The organism is Nonomuraea sp. NPDC050556, assembly GCF_044457355.1.
GTDB lineage: Bacteria > Actinomycetota > Actinomycetes > Streptosporangiales > Streptosporangiaceae > Nonomuraea.
On sequence record NZ_JBITGU010000001.1, the window covers coordinates 1,834,208 to 1,849,626 of the forward strand.

Sequence of the window (15,419 nt, forward strand, 5' to 3'; positions counted from 1 at the left end):
ATACGGCAGCTATATCACCGCCCCGTGAAATCCTGCGTGCCCGGTGACCGTACCTTTGACCGGCAGGAAGACCAGCTGAGGGTCAGCCGTCCCTTTCAGCCCACTTGGACTTGGCCCGCCTGAGACGCCAATCAAGCAGCCGGTAGCCGAAGCGCTTAGGCCGTGCGCGGCCTGTGGGCTCTGATGGCCAAGATCCAGGGGACGGGTTCGGTTCTGGGCTCGGTGACGCGACTGATGGCCAGACCGGCATCGAGGAAGGCGTTCAGCAGGTCGGGCAGGGTCAGGTGGCGCATGCCGACCCGGCGTCTGATGTTGTTGCCCCACCACGGCGCTTCCTGATGCCAGCCGACAGCACGGTAGGTGGAATGGACGATCCGGGCGCCGTCGTCGCGGGCCTGGGTGTGAGGACCGTTGAAACACGGGTGGACACCGTAGTAGGCCAGCAGGCCACCGGGGGCCAGCACCCGAGCCGCTTCCTTCACGACGGCAGTGAAGTCGTCGACGTCGCTGGAGACCCACAGCGCTGTGACGGTCGGGAAGACCGCATCATCGAACGGCAGCGCGGCGGCGTCCGCTCTCACCAACAGGTCGGCGTCTCTGCCCTGGGCGATCCGTAACTGATCGGCAGAGTAGTCCAATCCGATGACGCTGCGGCCCGTTGACCGGATCGTGTCGAAGTACTGGCCGCCGCCGCAACCCAGGTCCAGGCACAAGCCCTCGCCCGGCCCCAGCAGCTCGCGAATCTCCGCCTCGTTGGCCGCAGCCGCAGGCGCGTTGTACTCCTCATACCAGTCAGCCAGCCCGTCATACCGAGCGAAGGATGCCACTCCCACACGAACCTCCCGGCAGGCACACGGAGCCGAGGGTGGCTCCCATCTCCTCACAGTCGCCGATCTACATCGGCAGGCCAACAACGTTCGCCGAGGACGGACACCCCTGGGCCAGGCTCGGCGTCGGGCTGGGCCTCTGCGAGGGATTACTGAGCTTGATCGCGAACCGCGTACGCTCAGATCATGTCCGGTTCGATCAAGCAGACCGTTGAAGCCCTGTCGGGCATGGACGACGTGAACAGCGTGCGCGACCTGGCGGAGCAGAAGCTGACCCAGGGCGATGCCACGTTCGTCGCAGATCTTGGAATCGCCCTCTTCAAGCGGTTCGGGGCATCCGCCGATCCGATCTGGCAGTACCGGAGCGTGTTCGACTCCGTTCTGCGCCTGCTGACCGTCGCAGCCGGGCCTGAGCACATGGGACAGACGCTCCGCCTGGTGTCGGTGGTCGGCGAAGGCGACCGTAAGAGCGCGCGATACCTGGCGTCGCTCCTTGCCTCCAACCACTCTGCGGAGGATCTGACACGGGTCTTCGCCGGGGGGCTGCGGAGTGAGGTCGGCTCAGAGGAAATCCGTGCCTGCCTCGTTCACGAGCTGATCCTCCGGGACACCGTACTCGAAGAATGGCCGGCCATCGCGAAATGGGCCACGTCTCCGCACTGGAGCCACCACCCTTTGCGGTGGCTTCCCCTGAGACGCTCACCAGTAGAAGAAGGGCACGAATTTCCCGGCTACAGCGTTCGCGGCTCCAGTCACTCACTGCCCTTCGGGCCGTCGGACGACGGGCCGGCAGTCGTCTCAGACCGAGCGGCCACCCCACCCTCGGTCCGGGAGATCAGCACATCCGAGACGTCCGAGACCATCGAGAGCGCCGTGGCGAATTGGGCTCAGGAATCGAACGGCCGGATCGAGTCCAGGTCATTCGAGCTCGACGGCCCGGCAGGTTCGATCACCGACCTGCTGGCAGCGCTGAACCTCAACTGCCTCGTCGGCCTCGGCCGGAAGAAAACGCTGTCGACTTCTTCCTGTGCGCCGTCTCGGGCCTGGCAGGTGTTGTTCGCCGCCGCATCCACGGGAGGCGCCTACAACCAAGGCCTTCACGGCGCGTACGGCCGGCTGGCCGCATGGCGGTCGCTCAGTGGCCTGACCGGAAACGTCGGGCCTTGAGACCTTTGCCGAAGCCGAGCAACGAGTCCAAGAATCCCGCTGGTACACCTTCGGGGCAACCACGAAATGGTTCGAGCAGGTCGCCTGGGACATCGGCATCGCAGCCCTGGATCCCGACCAACGCTTGCGCTTGCTCGCTGCCACCGACACGGACTGATCTGGCGCAGGACATCCGAGCCCTCGCCTATCCGCGCACAGGACCTCAGAAATCGACAGTCCCGGGCTCCTGTTCATGTTCGGTACACGAGGGTGAAGACGGAGCCGTCGTCCACGACGTACCACTCAGGCGGCCAGCAGTTCGCCGACGCTCCACCCGCGAGCCTTGCACTGCAGAATCAATTCGATTCAGCCCTTCTGAGGAAATCCCCTGAAAATCAAGCTGTCCAGTGATGGGTGGCCCCGTCGAAATCGGCGTTCCTGGCCTGGCGATGGGTCAGATTGAGGTTGAGCAGGGTGGCGCCGGTGAGGTCGAGCTCCATTTCGAGACCTCAGCGCTCCGATTAAGGCTTGCCGGTCTTGGCCGGGCTGATGAGATCCCTCAGTTGCCTCACCGTGTCGGCGAGTGGCTGACGTGTGTCGATTTCCAGCGTCGCTGACGCGCGGAGCAGCGGCTCGACCTCTGCCGTATCTTTGATGATCTGCTCGCGTTCGTCACGGGCCTTACCAAACGGGTTGCCTTCACGGATGGCGATGCGTTCGAGCATCACCTCAACGGGCGCGCTGAACAAGACGACCTGGTCGAACCTGGGATAGAACCTGCCCTGGTTCCGGACCGTTCCGGCGATGAAGAGTGGAGCGCCTGAGACCTCGTGTCGGGCGATCAGTTCGGCGATGCGCGCCTCGCACCACTGCAGCTCAGTGCCAGCCCCACCAGGCTCTGGCACCTCTTCCATCCAATCGCCGTAGTCGGTGTCCACAGTCCGATAGCCAAGCCGCGCCAGCTCACCGAGAACCGTCGACTTCCCGGTGCCGGACATACCGGTTATGAAGATCACCGCCACACCCGCAGCATAACGATGGTCACCCAGCGACTCATCTGCAGGGTCTCCCGCCTGCTTGCCAATCTTGGCTTCCTGAGCATCGGCCCAGTGGCCAGCCAGGAATCCAGTCACCCGCCTTGCGCTAGATCTCCAGAGCCCGGTCCTGGACCGTCACCTACGCGATGTCCGTCAGCATCGCACTCTCGCTTCAATCGTCGGCGCGACGACCGCTCGCGGCCGCCACCCCTATGACGAGCGCCGACAAAGGAAGGCAATAGAACCGCGTTCTGTCCAAATGTGGACAGATCACGTCAACGGGTTGTCAGGATGATCTGTTTCCGGTGAAACTTGCCTCGACTCGCCAAGATCAACACGGGGGCGAGTAGACATCTGGCGAAGGGAACACCCCTGCATGAAGTTCAGAACCGCATCCATCGCAGCAGCGCTCTTGTGTAGCGTCGCGCTCACCCTGCCGGCCAGCCCAGCCCAGGCGGCCACCTGCAGCAAGGGCTGGTCGGCCGATCTGCACACCGCGTGGATCGACTGCGACGCGGGCCACACGACGGGCATGTTCCGCCTCAAGGCGCTGTTCTGCTCGGGCAGCGGCTGCGAGTGGCGCTACGGCCCGAAGAAGTACTACGAGGGCGGCGGCGCGTCCTCCTACACCTCCAGCCTCTGGGTCGACACCAACAACATCACCTACGAGGACCTGGGCCCGGGCTCCTTCGCCTCGACCACCGGCGAGTGACACCTGGCACCACGTGAGACGGAACGGCCCCGGCCCGCAAGGTCCGGGGCCGTTCCCGCTGGCGGGCATCGGGGACGGAAGACTTGAGCTGTGACGGCCATATGGGCTGGTCAGACCAGGCACCCGTTCAACGAATGTCTTCTTCGGACACCGTGGTTCCAGCCCAGATGCGGAAACAGAGCGTCATGCCCTTGATCAAACCGCTGCCGTTGACACCTCGGTGCCTCATCGGGCCCAACGCCTCAGGTCGGCGATGGCCTTGCCCTTCTGCCACTCCGGCAGTTTGTCGATGATCTCGCCGAGGATGTCGTGGTGGATGCCGGGCGCGGTGTAGACGGCCGAGTCACGGCTGCCCGATCCCAGCCTGTACGGCTCAGCCGTAGCGGGATCGTCGCCCCCGTTGACGAACATCAGTCGGTTGCCGCCCCGCCGTACCCACTCGTCGACCTCCCGCACCACCCGTTGGTCCTGCGTGACCTGGATGTCTCGGGACAGGTACGACCTGGGGTCGTAGCTGTCCTCGTAGCGCAGCAGCGGCCGCAGGTGCGGGAAGGTCAGGCTGGGCCAGCCGATCTCCCTCTCGGCCTGGTAGAAGGCGGGCGCGTACGGCACCAGCGTCTGGTCGGTGAAGAACCCGAACCCGGGGATGCTCCTGAGATGCCGGTAGAGCACCTCGTCTGAGGCGTCCACCGGTGGCAGCGTCACCTGGTCGGCCCCGGGCGTGTGCATCCAGAACCGGATCTCGTACTCCATCACCGCGTTCTCGAAGCCACGGTCCATGCTCCCCACGGTCTGGAAGGTCCAGCCTTCCCTGGCCGCGTCGGCTCGCAGGAATCGCAGCATGGCGGGGCGCCGTTCCAGGAACTGTCTGGCCAGTGCCCTGAGGTGCTCGCGCTGGGATTGGCTCCCGACGTGGTCGAGAAAGCGGTCGAAGGCGCTGTCCTCGTTGTCGTCGAGATTGTTCGGGGCAACGTAGGCGACCGTCCCGGCCACGTCCTGCGGGAAGTAGCGGCGGTGCACGACAGCGGCCTGACCGCCCTTGCTCGCACCGGTCCCGATCCACTTGCGTACGTAGATCCGCTTGAGCGCCTCGACGATCCGGTGCTGGTCGGCGGCTCCCTGCCAGAGCGTGTCCTTGCTCCAGTCGGTGGGCACCGGCGTGGAGGCGAAGTAGTAGCGGTACTCCATGGAGATCTGGTTGGCGCCCAGGATCTTCGTGGGTTCCACTTCGAACATCGTCTCAGGCACGTTGTGACCGGTCGTGTGGAAGACCATGGGCAGGTCGGTCGAGCGATGCTGCACCATCAGGCGCTGCTCGAACCATCCCTGCCGGGGATCGCGGTGATCGATCGGCTGGCGGAAGGTGAGCCAGAACCACCGCTGCCCGGCGAGGGCCGACTCCTTCTCCTCCACGTGCATGCCCGGCACCGCCTTGAGCTGATCAAGGATGTCAGGTGTGCTGGCCTGCGCGGCTTGCCCCGTCACCAGCAGGACGATGACCGCCACCGCTGCCAGGGCGCGCTTCACGCCTGCCTCAGCTCTCGCGTGGCCTCGCTCCAGGCCAGAACCTGGTCCAGGACGAACGTCAGCTTGCCTTCGTGGATGTCCTGCGGGCTGAACGTGATGCCGTTGTCGAAGTCGCTGTGGATCGAGAGTGCGACCTGGGGGGCCACGGTGAGCGCACTGACCGAGGCGAGGATCTGCCGCAGGTGCTCGACCGCCCGCACCCCGCCGTCGATGCCGTAGCTCACGAACCCGACCGGCTTGTTGTTCCACTCGGCGTACAGGAAGTCGATGGCGTCCTTGAGCGCGCCCGGGATCGAGCGGTTGTACTCGGGCGTCACGAAAATGATCGCGTCGAGCGAGCCGATCTTCGCCGACCAGCGCTTGGTGTGCGCGTGCGCATAGCTGCCCATCGCCGGGTGCTGAGGCTCGTCCAGGTACCTCAGGTCGTAGTCCTGGAGGTCGACCAGTTCGTAGTCCGCGTCCCCGCGCTTGGCCGCCAGGTCGTGGACCCACTGGGCCACGGCCGCTCCATTACGCCCCGGGCGGACGCTGCCGACAATGATGCCAACCTTGGTCATTTCTGTTCTCATGCGAATAACCGTAGAAGCCATATATGAGTAAACCAATGCGCCCAATGCTTGTCTTTATACGCGAGAATCTACGACCATGGATGTCCTGAGCGATGTGGTCGCCCTCATGCGTACCGGCCGGCCGATCTCCGCCCGCATCTCCTGGCGCTCCCCGTGGGGCCGCGTCTTCCCCGCATCGCCCGGGTCGGCGACCTTCCAGGTGGTGCTTCGCGGATCCTGCTGGCTCATCCCGCCCGGCGGCGCCCCCATCCCCCTGAGCGTGGGCGACGTGGTCTTCCTCCCGCACGGCGACGGCTACGGCCTGACCGACGACCCCGACGGACCCCTCGCGGCATCGGACTGCGGCCCGCACGAGGACCCCGGCCTGTTCACCACGGCCACCCTTGGCGGCACGGGCGCCGAGACGGTCACCCTGTGCTGCGGCTACTACCTCGCCCCCGGCAGGACCCACCCCACCCTCGCCCAGCTGCCCGAGGTGATCCACCTGCCCACCACACTCGGCCGCCATCCAGAGCTCAGGGCCACCCTGGAACTGCTCGCGGGCGAGATCGACAACCCGCGCCTGGGCGCAGACACCCTCGTCACATCCCTGCTGGACATGGTCCAGCTCTACATCCTGCGCGCCTGGTACGCCGAGCAGGCCGCGGCCGTCACCAAGACCGGATGGGCGGCCGCCCTGGCCGACCCCGCCATCAGCCGGGCCCTCGACGTCATCCACCGCGCCCCCGCCGACCACTGGACCCTCGAATCGCTCGCCTCCACAGCAGGGCTCTCCCGCGCCGGATTCGCCCGCCGCTTCACCACCCTCGTCGGCCGCCCACCCCTGGCCTACGTGACCTGGTGGCGCCTGATGACCGCGGCCCGCATGCTGCGCGAGACCGACGCCTCGGTGGGCGAGGTGGCCTCCAAGATCGGGTACGGCTCCGAGTTCGCCTTCGGCAACGCCTTCAAACGCGAGTACGGCATAGCCCCAGGCAGATACCGCCGCCAAACCTGCGAAGAGACCGCCACCCAACACAACCGCGCCAGCCGTACCGTCTAGCCACGGCCTGACGGGATCAGGCGGCGAACTTGTCGAGCGACCCGCAACAGGCCACCGTACCGAGAGCTCTGCGACACCGGCGCCCATGTGGAACTGCCAGAGTCCCGCCGCCTGCTGCCGGCGGAGTGCCGTCGCGGCATCGACGAGTTCGAGGTCGCCGACCGCCTGCACGCCCTGCTCCGGCTGGTGCCCGACAGCCGTTTCGCCGTCCTGCATCGCACGGCGACTCGAGCGCTCCACTGGCGGATGGTCGCGCAGGCCAGAGCCGCACTCGTGGACGGCGGGCTCCCCCTCGCGCTCGACGCCCTGGCCCGGCTGGTCGGCTACTCCCCCGATCACCTGAGCCGAGTGTTCCACGAGGTCGCTGGTATGACGCTTGGCGATATTGGCCCCACCCTGGCCGGTTGGTTTGGGGATAGGGAGGTCGGATCGGCAGACTCCGGTTATGGCCGTCACGCAACAGCTCGCCCGAGTCTCAGCTGGGGAACTCGTCGAGGTTCATCCGCTGCCCGATTGGCTGGAGCGGATCCTGTCGTTCGAGGCGGGTGCGCCGGGCGATTACTTGGATCTGGACTGGGCGGGGCCGCCGCTGCTGCGGGTGTGCGAACACCTCGATCCTGGCTCCGCCGCCTTGGACGCGGTGAGACGGGCGCTGGATGGTGAGGTGCAGATCGGTATCGGGGAGTACGAGCCGGTGATGGCCCTGAGCGCAACAGCCGTCGCGGATGTCGTGCGGGGACTGCGCGTCGTGGATGTGCGGGCGTTGCAGGCAGCGTTGGCTGATGATCTGGCGGATGCGAGTGGACTGATCGGGTCAGGGTTCGACGGTGATCCAGGCGAGTATCTGGCTGGTCATTTCAGCGCTCTTCGGGACTTCTATGAGGGGGCAGCGCTACGCGGGCTCGCGGTCGTCGTGTGGTGGGATTGAGGGGTCAGGATGGGTCCGCTGCCAATTGTGCTCGAGTTTGGGCGAGCCAGCCGAGCACGTACGGCAAGCCCGCGCCACAGCGGCAGTGCTGCCGATAGCCGGGCGTTGATCGTCGGCGGATGCGACCCGCGTGGGCGTGCGAGGGTGGCCAAGAACCCCACAAGCCTCGGGTACGGCTGTCGCCGCTTCGATCAGCACGCCCCGAGGGTCCTCGACCTCCATAACCATCGCATCCGATGCAGTCGTCGAAGCCGCCGTCGCCGAGCGCCACCACGGCGTCCGCATCGCTGATCGGCGCCACGGCGTGCGAGTGGCCAAGGGCGACCCTGGCACGTTGGGGGTCAGGGGCCGCCAGCGCGGGAGGGGCGGCTTCTTGGGCCACCGTCGCAGGTGACGGCCCGCAGGTCAGGGCCCGATGAGCAGATCAAGGGCTCTTCTGCTACTGGACCTGGAACGTGGCTGAGGCCGGAGCTGGGATCGCAAGATCCAGTCCTTGGACAGCCTGGCTTCCGGCGACCATCCGGCTGGCCGGTCAGCGGACGACGTGTCGGTTACGTCAATCGGTTGTGCTGGCGTGTACGGCGATGATGCGCCAGCCGTACTCCTCGCCGTACAGCCACGTACGGGTGTAGCGCATCCTGGCCGCGAACGGCGCACCTGAGATGGTCCCTTCGACGGTGCCGAGAAACCACGTCACCCCCGTGCGCCCATCGGCGAGCACGGTCAACTCCTCCTCGGCCACCTTCGTCACCACCTGCGCCCGGGTGCGGTGCAACTCCAGGTCGTCCGCCTTGGTCGCGACGTTCGCGCCGAAGGTGAAGATCAGCCGATCGTCCAGCAGCCGATCCAGCGCCTCGACATCCCCGGCCAGCTGCGCGGCCTGGAGTCGGTGCTCGGCGTCCCGCAAGTCTTCCATCATGATGCCCACCCTCCCAGCCGGCGCCGAAGCCGCGCCAGGACGTTCACGCTCGGCTGATCTTGGCACCCCGATCGTGGGAGATCAGTGCTCGGTGGACCCCACCGAGCACTGATCTCCCATACCCAAAGCACCAACCGCCCCCACCGCCTCACTGCCTGTGATGAAGTGGTGGCACCCCGCCAGCCCCGTCTCTCCCTCTCTTCAGGAGCACCGTGGCCGACCTGTCCGTAGCCGCCCGGCTCTATCTGGCCGTCGTGGTCACCGCCGCGCTGACCGTGCTCGGCTGGGCCTGGCTCTCCGGTGAAATCATCGCCGTGAACTGGGGTTACGTCACGATCTGGGTCCTGCTCTTCCACTACTGCGAGGTCAACTCGGCCCAGTTGACCGTCCAGCACACCCGTACCTCCATGAGCTACGCCGTCTGCGTGGCTGCGGCTGCCCTGTTCGGGCCCGGCGTCGCGGTGCTCATCGGGCTCAGCGCCGTGGCATCGCTCCAGCCGGACCTGCCACCCACCAAACGTGTATTCAACGGCACCCAGTTCGCCCTATCGGGCTTCGCCGCCGGTCTGGCGTTCGACAAGCTGGACCCAGGGTGGACCGGGGCCATGACCCTCCGCACGTATCTGGCCTTCGGCGTGGCACTGGCAGCCTTCGTGGCCGTCAATCTCGCCCTGGTCAGCGGCATCCTCCTCCTCAGCCGCCAGGCCACGGTGCGCCAGCTACGACGGGAGGTCCGGCACCTGGCCCTGCCCACCCTCGGCAACGGCTCCTTCGGCCTGCTCCTCATCGGCCTCTGGCCCAGCATCGGACCGTACACGGCCCTGCTGGTACTCATCCCCTTGATCACAGCCCACTGGGTTCTGGGCGTGGCACATGCGGAGAGCACGGCATACGAAGCCGCCCTCGCGGCCCTCTGCCAGGCCGTCGAGACCAAGGACCCCTCGACCCGCGGCCACTGCGTCCGCGTCAGCCACGGCGTGGTGATGATCGCCGAACAGCTGGCACTGGCACCCAGCCGCGTCAACGCCCTGCGCTACGCCGGCCTCGTGCACGACATCGGCAAGACGGCCGTACCCACCGCCGTGCTCCAGAAGCCCGGCCCTCCCACCGACGAAGAGTGGACCGCCCTCCAACTCCACCCGCTGCACGGCCGCCAGCTCATCCAGGACATCACCTTCCTGCAGGAGGCCCTGGGCGGCGTCACGCACCACCACGAACGCCTCGACGGCACCGGCTATCCATCCGGCCTGGTGGGTGAAGAGATCCCCGAGTTCGCCCGCATCATAGCCGTGGCCGACTTCTTCGACGCCGTCACCTCGGATCGCGTCTACCGACAGGCGTGGTCACGAGAGAAGGCCGTCAACGAGCTCCAAAAACGCGCCGGTACCGACTTCGAGCCCAGGATCGTAGCGGCGTTCCTGGAGAGGCTGGAGACGAGGCCAAGCTAGCCCCAGTCCGGATCAGGCGATCCGGTAGGCGCGGATCACCGTCTGCTCCACCCCGTCGGCAGTGGCGCGCAGCGAGACCCACCCCTCGCCCTTGGGATGGTCGACCAGCGCCTTCCCGCCCGCGACCAGCACCCTGCGCCAGGTCACGCCGTCGTCGAAGGACACCTCGACGCTCTCCAGCCTCGACGCGGAAACCGGCACTGGGAAGAGCCGCCCCGCCGGAGCGGTGTTGGTGGCGTCCAGCGCGGGCGAGAAGCGCACGTCCGCCAGCCGTACCGCGCCCTGCCCCTGCTCGGAGCGGAACGTCCAGACCGTGTGCGTCCGGGTGGACAGCGGCCCCGGCCGCCGCGCGTCGACCACGAGCCGGTAGTCAGCGCCCTGCTGCGGCACGAGGAAGTCCGCGCGGGGCGTCGTGGCCTCGCCGACCTGCCCGCCGTCGCGGTACAGCGTCATCCGCACGTCCGCGGTCCTGGGGTAGCCGGTCCTGCCCGCGCCGTCGGTGTAGAGCGGCAGGTCGGCGCTCAGCACATCGCCGTCACGTTCGAGGCCGGCGCCCGAGGGCGCGAAGACGCCGCGGTTCCAGCGCTCGGTGACGGTGCGCCCGGCGCGGTAGGTGGCGTAGCCGGAGGTGTACATGATGTCCTCGTCCCACAACACGTGTTGCCAGCGGATGCCGTCGTCGACGTTGAGGTACTCCTTCATCTCGTACGGCGCGGCGAACGTGTAGGGCTCCAGCGACGAGAACATGTAGCCGTCCTTCGGCTGGGCGTGGGCGGCGGCCTTCAGCTCGTGGCCGGGCGTGGCCTGCGCGTAGTCGCCGCGTACCTCGGCCAGCTCCCGCTGCTTCACGTTCCTGCTGAAACCGGTGACCATGCCGCCCGGCCGCAGGTAGGCAAGCCGGTAGACCGCGCCGGGCGCAGACCAGTCCCCCGCGACCTTGGTGAGCGTGTCGGGATAGGCGCGGTCGGGACCGGCCTGCGCGGTGAACATGCGCTCGAACGCGTACCCGACGAAGCCCGAGCTGTAGAGGAGCCCGTCGGACGCCTTGAACCGGAAGGCGACCTCACCGGCGAGCTGCACGGCGTCCGCGCGCGGCGGTCTGAGGTCGATCGGCTTGGCCGTACGAGCGTCGAGAGTGAGGGTCTGCGCGCGGTCGAGGTCGAGGCCGGGGTGCAGCAGCTGCGCGACCCCGTCGTCGCCGACGATGTGGGCCCTGACCATCCACCGGCCCTTGGGCAGGCGCAGCGTGAGCGAGCCGGTGCCCTCGGCGTCCTCCCACCAGATCTCCGGCTCGTGGGCGTCCAGCCGGAACAGCGAGAAGAAGTACATCGAGGCCTTCTTGCCGTCGCGGCCGACGAGGTCGAGGGTCAAGTCGTAGCTTTCCCGCTCCTTGTCGACGCCGACCGGCGTGACCACCCGGACGCCGGGGCCGGTGGCGACGACCTGGCCGCCGAGCAGGCCGTCCGGCCCCGTCCGCGTGTCGACGGTGACGCTCGCCCCGGCCTGGCCGCCCGCCGGCACGCGCAGCGTGCGCGGGCTGATCTCGAAGGGCCCGGTCAGCTCCAGCGTGACCGGCTCGGCCAGCGGGTTGGTGTAGACGATCGTCTTGGTCTCCGGCTTGTCGTCCTGGTGCGGCCACGAGCGCATGCCGAAGCTGAGCACCGGCGGCTGGGCGGTGAGCTGCTGCGTGGTCGCGCGGTCGGCGTCCACGCGCCCGGCGCCCTGGGTGAACACGTTGACGTCGGCGGCGGGCGCGGCCGAGCCCATGAGCACGGCCTTGAGCCGCTCGGCCGTCCAGTCCTGGTGCATCCCCGCGACGAGCGCCGCGACGCCGGCCACGTGCGGGGTGGCCATGGAGGTGCCGCTGAAGGCCACGTGCGTGCCCGTGCCAGGGCTGTCCTTGCTCCTGGCGGCGACGATCTGCACGCCCGGCGCGGTGATCTCGGGCTTGAGTCCCGAGTCGCCGACCCTGGGGCCACGGCTGGAGAAGGCTGCGGGGCGGTCCTGCCGGTCCACGGCCCCCACGGCGAGCGCCGCGTCGGCGCTGGCGGGCGAGCCGACGGTGCGCTCCTCGCCCATGTTGCCCGCGGCCACCACGAAGAGCGTGCCGTGGCGCTCGGTGAGGGTCTGGATCGCCTGCTCCAGCGGGTCGAGCCCGGGACTGTCCGGTCCGCTGACGCTCATGTTCACCACCCGCGCGCCTTGGTCGACGGCCCACTGCATCCCGGCCAGCAGGGCGGACTCCGGGCACCAGCCCGCGCAGACCTTGCCGTCCAGGAGGGTCGCCCCGGGCGCGACGCCGTGCGCGCCCGCGATGGTGGCGGCGACGTGCGTACCGTGTCCCGCGACGTCGCGGCCGTCGCCGCCCTCGGTGAAGACGGCCTTGGCCGCGACCTTGCCGGTCAGGTCGGGGTGGGTGGCGTCGATGCCGGAGTCCAGCACCGCCACCTTGACCCCGGCCCCCGTCTGCCCGCGCTGCCAGGCGGCGGGGGCGCCGATCTGCTTGGTGCTGCGGTCGAGCTGGGGCTTGCGCAAGCCGTCCAGCCAGATCTTGCCGCCGCCCGCCTGAATCCCCTTCCAGAACGCAGCAGCGTCCTTCTTTTCCTCCCGTACGGCGGAGCCGCCCATGGCCGGCAGCGCCGTACCCTTCGCGAACCCGGCGCTCCCGGTGACCAGCAGCGGCAGGGTGTCGCGGTGAGCGTCGTCGTAACCGAACTCCAGCAGCGTCGTGACGTCGAACAGCCGGGGGTCGAGCCGCCCGGCCCGCAGCAGCGGGAAGGCGTCGCTGGGGATCACCCGCAGCCTGCCTCTCCCCTCGTCGGTGCTGAAGAAGACGTCCTGCCTGCCCGGTCCTGCCTTGACGACGGCTCCGCCCGAGGTGACGGTGACGGTGTCGCCGGTGATCAGGGTGACGCTGCGGCCGGACACCGGCGGTGCGCCCTGCGGCACGGCCAGGGTTCCCGCCACCAAGAGCGCGGTGATCAAAGTCTGCATACGTTCTATTCGCAGATGACCGCGATCCGGTTCCCACCGTTATGTCATCGGGCGATGGTGATCTCCACGCGGCGGTTGCGTGCCCGGCCCTTGGGGTTGTCCACCACCTTGCCCTCGCGGGTCACCGTGTTCGGCGCGACCGGCTTGGCCGCGCCGTGCCCGGCCGCCACGAGCGTGATCCCGCTACCGGCCAGCAACGGTTCCAGCGCGGTCCGTACGGCCTCGGCCCGGCGCCGCGACAGTGCGGCGTTGTAGGCGTCGCCGCCCTTGGCGTCGGTGTGGCCGTCGATGGCTACCTGCTTGCCCGCCGCCCTTTCCTTCAGCAGCACGGCGGCCTGCTCGATGCGGGTGCGCGCCTTGGCCGTCAGGTCCGCCTTGTCGAAGGCGAACAGCACGTCGGCGGCCAGCGTGATGCGCCGGTCGGCGTCGATCAGCGACAGGTCCAGCGCCGCGACCGGCAGTTCGAGATCAACGATCGGCGCCACCAGGTCGACGATCGGCGCGCCGGCCACGGACGCAGGATCGGGCGGCGTCGGCGTCGGGTCGAGCAGTCCGGCGGTCAGGACCGCCGCCAGGCTAAGTGAGCGGAACACCGGCGAACGTCCCAGCGAGGGGGATGTGGACGTCGACCGTCGTGACGTCTTCCGGCGGCGCGGCGAACGACGCGGTGAAGACGATCTTCTGGCCGGTGTTGATCGCGATGCTCTCGGTGTTGCCCGTGCACACGCAGGCGCCTTGGCTGTCCTTGGCGACCAGGTGCTTCTTGGCGTTCTTCCGGTCGATCAGGTAGACGCCGTCGGCGTCCGGGGTGTCGCTGGGCACGGCGGAGAAGGCGTCACCGACGGTCCAGCCGAAGGCGCGGTCGTGCTCGGTGACGGTGACCGCGTAGTTGACCGTCACCAGCTTCCCCTCACGGTCGGCGGCGAGCAGGTCGATCTTGAGCTTGTAGTACTGGTCGGCAGCCGCCGTCCGACTGGCGAGGATCTGGTCCGAGGGCAGCGGCGTGGGCGCTGGCTGGGAGGCGGGCTGGGTGGTGGCGGGCTTGGATACTGGGTCCGGGGATGGGCCGAGCTGGCATCCAGTGGCCAGAAGGAGAGCCGCCCCCGCGACGACGATCTTCATCGGGCTCATGGGTCCGGAATTATAGCTAGACGGCGCAATTAGTCCAGAATTAGCGGTTTCTGGCTGACGTCGCACTCGTGGCAATGACGCTGCTGGCCATCGCTGTACAGGCCAGCGGCAAGACTGGAACCGCGCACAGTTGGCGGTGGCCCGAGTCCTCAACCCCCGAGGCTGTGGATGATCGGGCAGGGTTGGCCAGGATCTGGTCGATGGCCTGGGTTCGGGTGGTGGCGCAGTACGGAGGACATGGGCCGGCTGCACGGAATCGCCGTAGTCGTCGACGCTGCGCGATGGCCGAGGCGGGCCGTACCGCGGGAACGCCTTGATTCGCGAGCCATTGAGCGACCCGCGGCTCGCGCCGGACCTGAGGGAGAGCGGCCAGTCCCCTGGCCGCGCGCGCAACCAACCGCTTCTCGGGCAACCGGATCACCGTGTTGTCGCCCAATGGTCCCAGCAGGGTGGCATCCGACAAATTGGGCCCAACATCCGCATCGCTGATCGGGGCCGCGGACGCGCCGGTACCGACCTCGAGCCCCGGACCGTAGCGGCCTCGAGCACCGTTGACCTCGGTGCTTTCCGTTGTACGTTCGCCACTATGGGCTACGTCTATTGCGGCCTTGTCCTGGTTCTCGGCGTGTTCGCTGCGGTGTTGGGGCGGCGGCGGACTCGGGGCGGGCTGCACCTGCTGCGGAGCGGGATCCGGGTCCTGGGAACGGCGATCGACCTGACCCTGGCCTCTGCGGACGACACACGCAAACCCAACCACCATGTCACCCTGAAGTTCGTCACGCGCGACGGGCAGGCGTGGGTGACACGGTCCCCTGTGCTGATGCGGGCCGAGCACGTACGGCTGGGCGTGGAGATTACGGTCATCTACGACCGGGCCGACCCGCGCAACGTGCGCATCGCCTCCTGGCCGGGGCTCGGCATCGGCGGCGGCCAGTTCGTCTACTTGCTCGGCGTCACGCTGACGATCGTCGCGCTGGTCGGCGCCCTTGTGATTCTCTTGGGCTAGTAGGGATCTCTTCAGATCGCGAAGCTCCGCCCCGGCATTGGTCCGCGTCAGACGCGCGCTGCGGTCGCATCCCTGGCGCTCGTGCTCAGCCAGAGGCGGTTGTCGCTGCTCTCGCCTCCGCCCCGCTGGCTGC

The 15,419-nt window shown here is 68.1% G+C and carries 14 protein-coding genes and 1 pseudogene; 7 read left to right on the plus strand and 8 right to left on the minus strand.

Annotated features, from left to right (window positions below; all coding sequences use genetic code 11):
• Positions 1-155: 155 nt before the first annotated feature.
• Positions 156-827, minus strand: a complete 672-nt coding sequence (locus ACIBG8_RS09270) for a class I SAM-dependent methyltransferase (protein WP_397342127.1) — start codon at positions 825-827, stop codon at positions 156-158.
• A 186-nt stretch (positions 828-1,013) separates the two neighbouring features.
• Between ACIBG8_RS09270 and ACIBG8_RS09275 the strand changes: the two genes are divergently transcribed.
• Positions 1,014-1,994, plus strand: a complete 981-nt coding sequence (locus tag ACIBG8_RS09275) for a DUF6183 family protein (protein WP_397342128.1) — start codon at positions 1,014-1,016, stop codon at positions 1,992-1,994.
• A 13-nt stretch (positions 1,995-2,007) separates the two neighbouring features.
• Positions 2,008-2,151, plus strand: a pseudogene (locus ACIBG8_RS09280) (DUF6183 family protein); the annotation flags it as partial.
• A gap of 343 nt (positions 2,152-2,494) precedes the next feature.
• Here ACIBG8_RS09280 and ACIBG8_RS09285 read toward each other — a convergent pair.
• Positions 2,495-3,106, minus strand: coding sequence for an AAA family ATPase (locus ACIBG8_RS09285; RefSeq protein WP_397342129.1), 612 nt, complete (start codon positions 3,104-3,106; stop codon positions 2,495-2,497).
• Positions 3,107-3,386: 280 nt separating this feature from the next.
• Here ACIBG8_RS09285 and ACIBG8_RS09290 point away from each other — a divergent pair, with 280 nt between their 5' ends.
• Positions 3,387-3,722, plus strand: a complete 336-nt coding sequence (locus ACIBG8_RS09290) for a hypothetical protein (RefSeq protein ID WP_397342130.1) — start codon at positions 3,387-3,389, stop codon at positions 3,720-3,722.
• 225 nt (positions 3,723-3,947) lie between these two features.
• On the opposite strand, the gene ACIBG8_RS09295 is transcribed toward ACIBG8_RS09290, so the two are convergent.
• Entirely contained in the window at positions 3,948-5,249 is a 1,302-nt protein-coding gene (locus tag ACIBG8_RS09295; RefSeq protein WP_397342131.1) for a S28 family serine protease, read from the minus strand.
• Positions 5,246-5,818, minus strand: coding sequence for an NADPH-dependent FMN reductase (locus tag ACIBG8_RS09300; protein ID WP_397342132.1), 573 nt, complete (start codon positions 5,816-5,818; stop codon positions 5,246-5,248). The genes ACIBG8_RS09295 and ACIBG8_RS09300 overlap by 4 nt, the downstream gene beginning before the upstream one ends.
• Positions 5,819-5,894: 76 nt before the next feature.
• On the opposite strand from ACIBG8_RS09300, the gene ACIBG8_RS09305 reads away from it, so the two are divergent.
• Both ACIBG8_RS09305 and ACIBG8_RS09310 read left to right on the plus strand, forming a co-directional pair.
• Positions 5,895-6,860: an AraC family transcriptional regulator gene (locus ACIBG8_RS09305; RefSeq protein ID WP_397342134.1), complete on the plus strand. Its 966-nt coding sequence runs from the start codon at positions 5,895-5,897 to the stop codon at positions 6,858-6,860.
• Between the two features lie 445 nt (positions 6,861-7,305).
• Positions 7,306-7,788: a DUF1877 family protein gene (locus ACIBG8_RS09310; RefSeq protein ID WP_397342135.1), complete on the plus strand. Its 483-nt coding sequence runs from the start codon at positions 7,306-7,308 to the stop codon at positions 7,786-7,788.
• 556 nt (positions 7,789-8,344) lie between these two features.
• Here the strand turns inward: ACIBG8_RS09310 and ACIBG8_RS09315 are convergent.
• The gene (locus tag ACIBG8_RS09315) at positions 8,345-8,707 is read right to left on the minus strand and encodes a nuclear transport factor 2 family protein (protein WP_397342136.1); all 363 of its coding nucleotides are present in this window, start codon (positions 8,705-8,707) and stop codon (positions 8,345-8,347) included.
• 212 nt (positions 8,708-8,919) lie between these two features.
• Here ACIBG8_RS09315 and ACIBG8_RS09320 point away from each other — a divergent pair, with 212 nt between their 5' ends.
• The gene (locus ACIBG8_RS09320) at positions 8,920-10,155 is read left to right on the plus strand and encodes an HD-GYP domain-containing protein (RefSeq protein ID WP_397342137.1); all 1,236 of its coding nucleotides are present in this window, start codon (positions 8,920-8,922) and stop codon (positions 10,153-10,155) included.
• 12 nt (positions 10,156-10,167) lie between these two features.
• Here ACIBG8_RS09320 and ACIBG8_RS09325 read toward each other — a convergent pair whose 3' ends face one another.
• The 3 genes from ACIBG8_RS09325 to ACIBG8_RS09335 are packed head-to-tail and all read right to left on the minus strand — an operon-like array spanning position 10,168 to position 14,280.
• Entirely contained in the window at positions 10,168-13,149 is a 2,982-nt protein-coding gene (locus ACIBG8_RS09325) for a S8 family serine peptidase (protein ID WP_397342138.1), read from the minus strand.
• A gap of 44 nt (positions 13,150-13,193) precedes the next feature.
• Positions 13,194-13,742: an OmpA family protein gene (locus tag ACIBG8_RS09330; protein WP_397342139.1), complete on the minus strand. Its 549-nt coding sequence runs from the start codon at positions 13,740-13,742 to the stop codon at positions 13,194-13,196.
• The gene (locus ACIBG8_RS09335) at positions 13,726-14,280 is read right to left on the minus strand and encodes a hypothetical protein (RefSeq protein WP_397342140.1); all 555 of its coding nucleotides are present in this window, start codon (positions 14,278-14,280) and stop codon (positions 13,726-13,728) included. The genes ACIBG8_RS09330 and ACIBG8_RS09335 overlap by 17 nt, the downstream gene beginning before the upstream one ends.
• Before the next feature lie 586 nt (positions 14,281-14,866).
• On the opposite strand from ACIBG8_RS09335, the gene ACIBG8_RS09340 reads away from it, so the two are divergent.
• Positions 14,867-15,286 carry a DUF3592 domain-containing protein gene (locus ACIBG8_RS09340; protein ID WP_397342141.1) on the plus strand — a complete coding sequence of 140 codons (420 nt, stop codon included), beginning with the start codon at positions 14,867-14,869 and terminating at the stop codon, positions 15,284-15,286.
• The last annotated feature ends 133 nt before the right edge of the window (positions 15,287-15,419 follow it).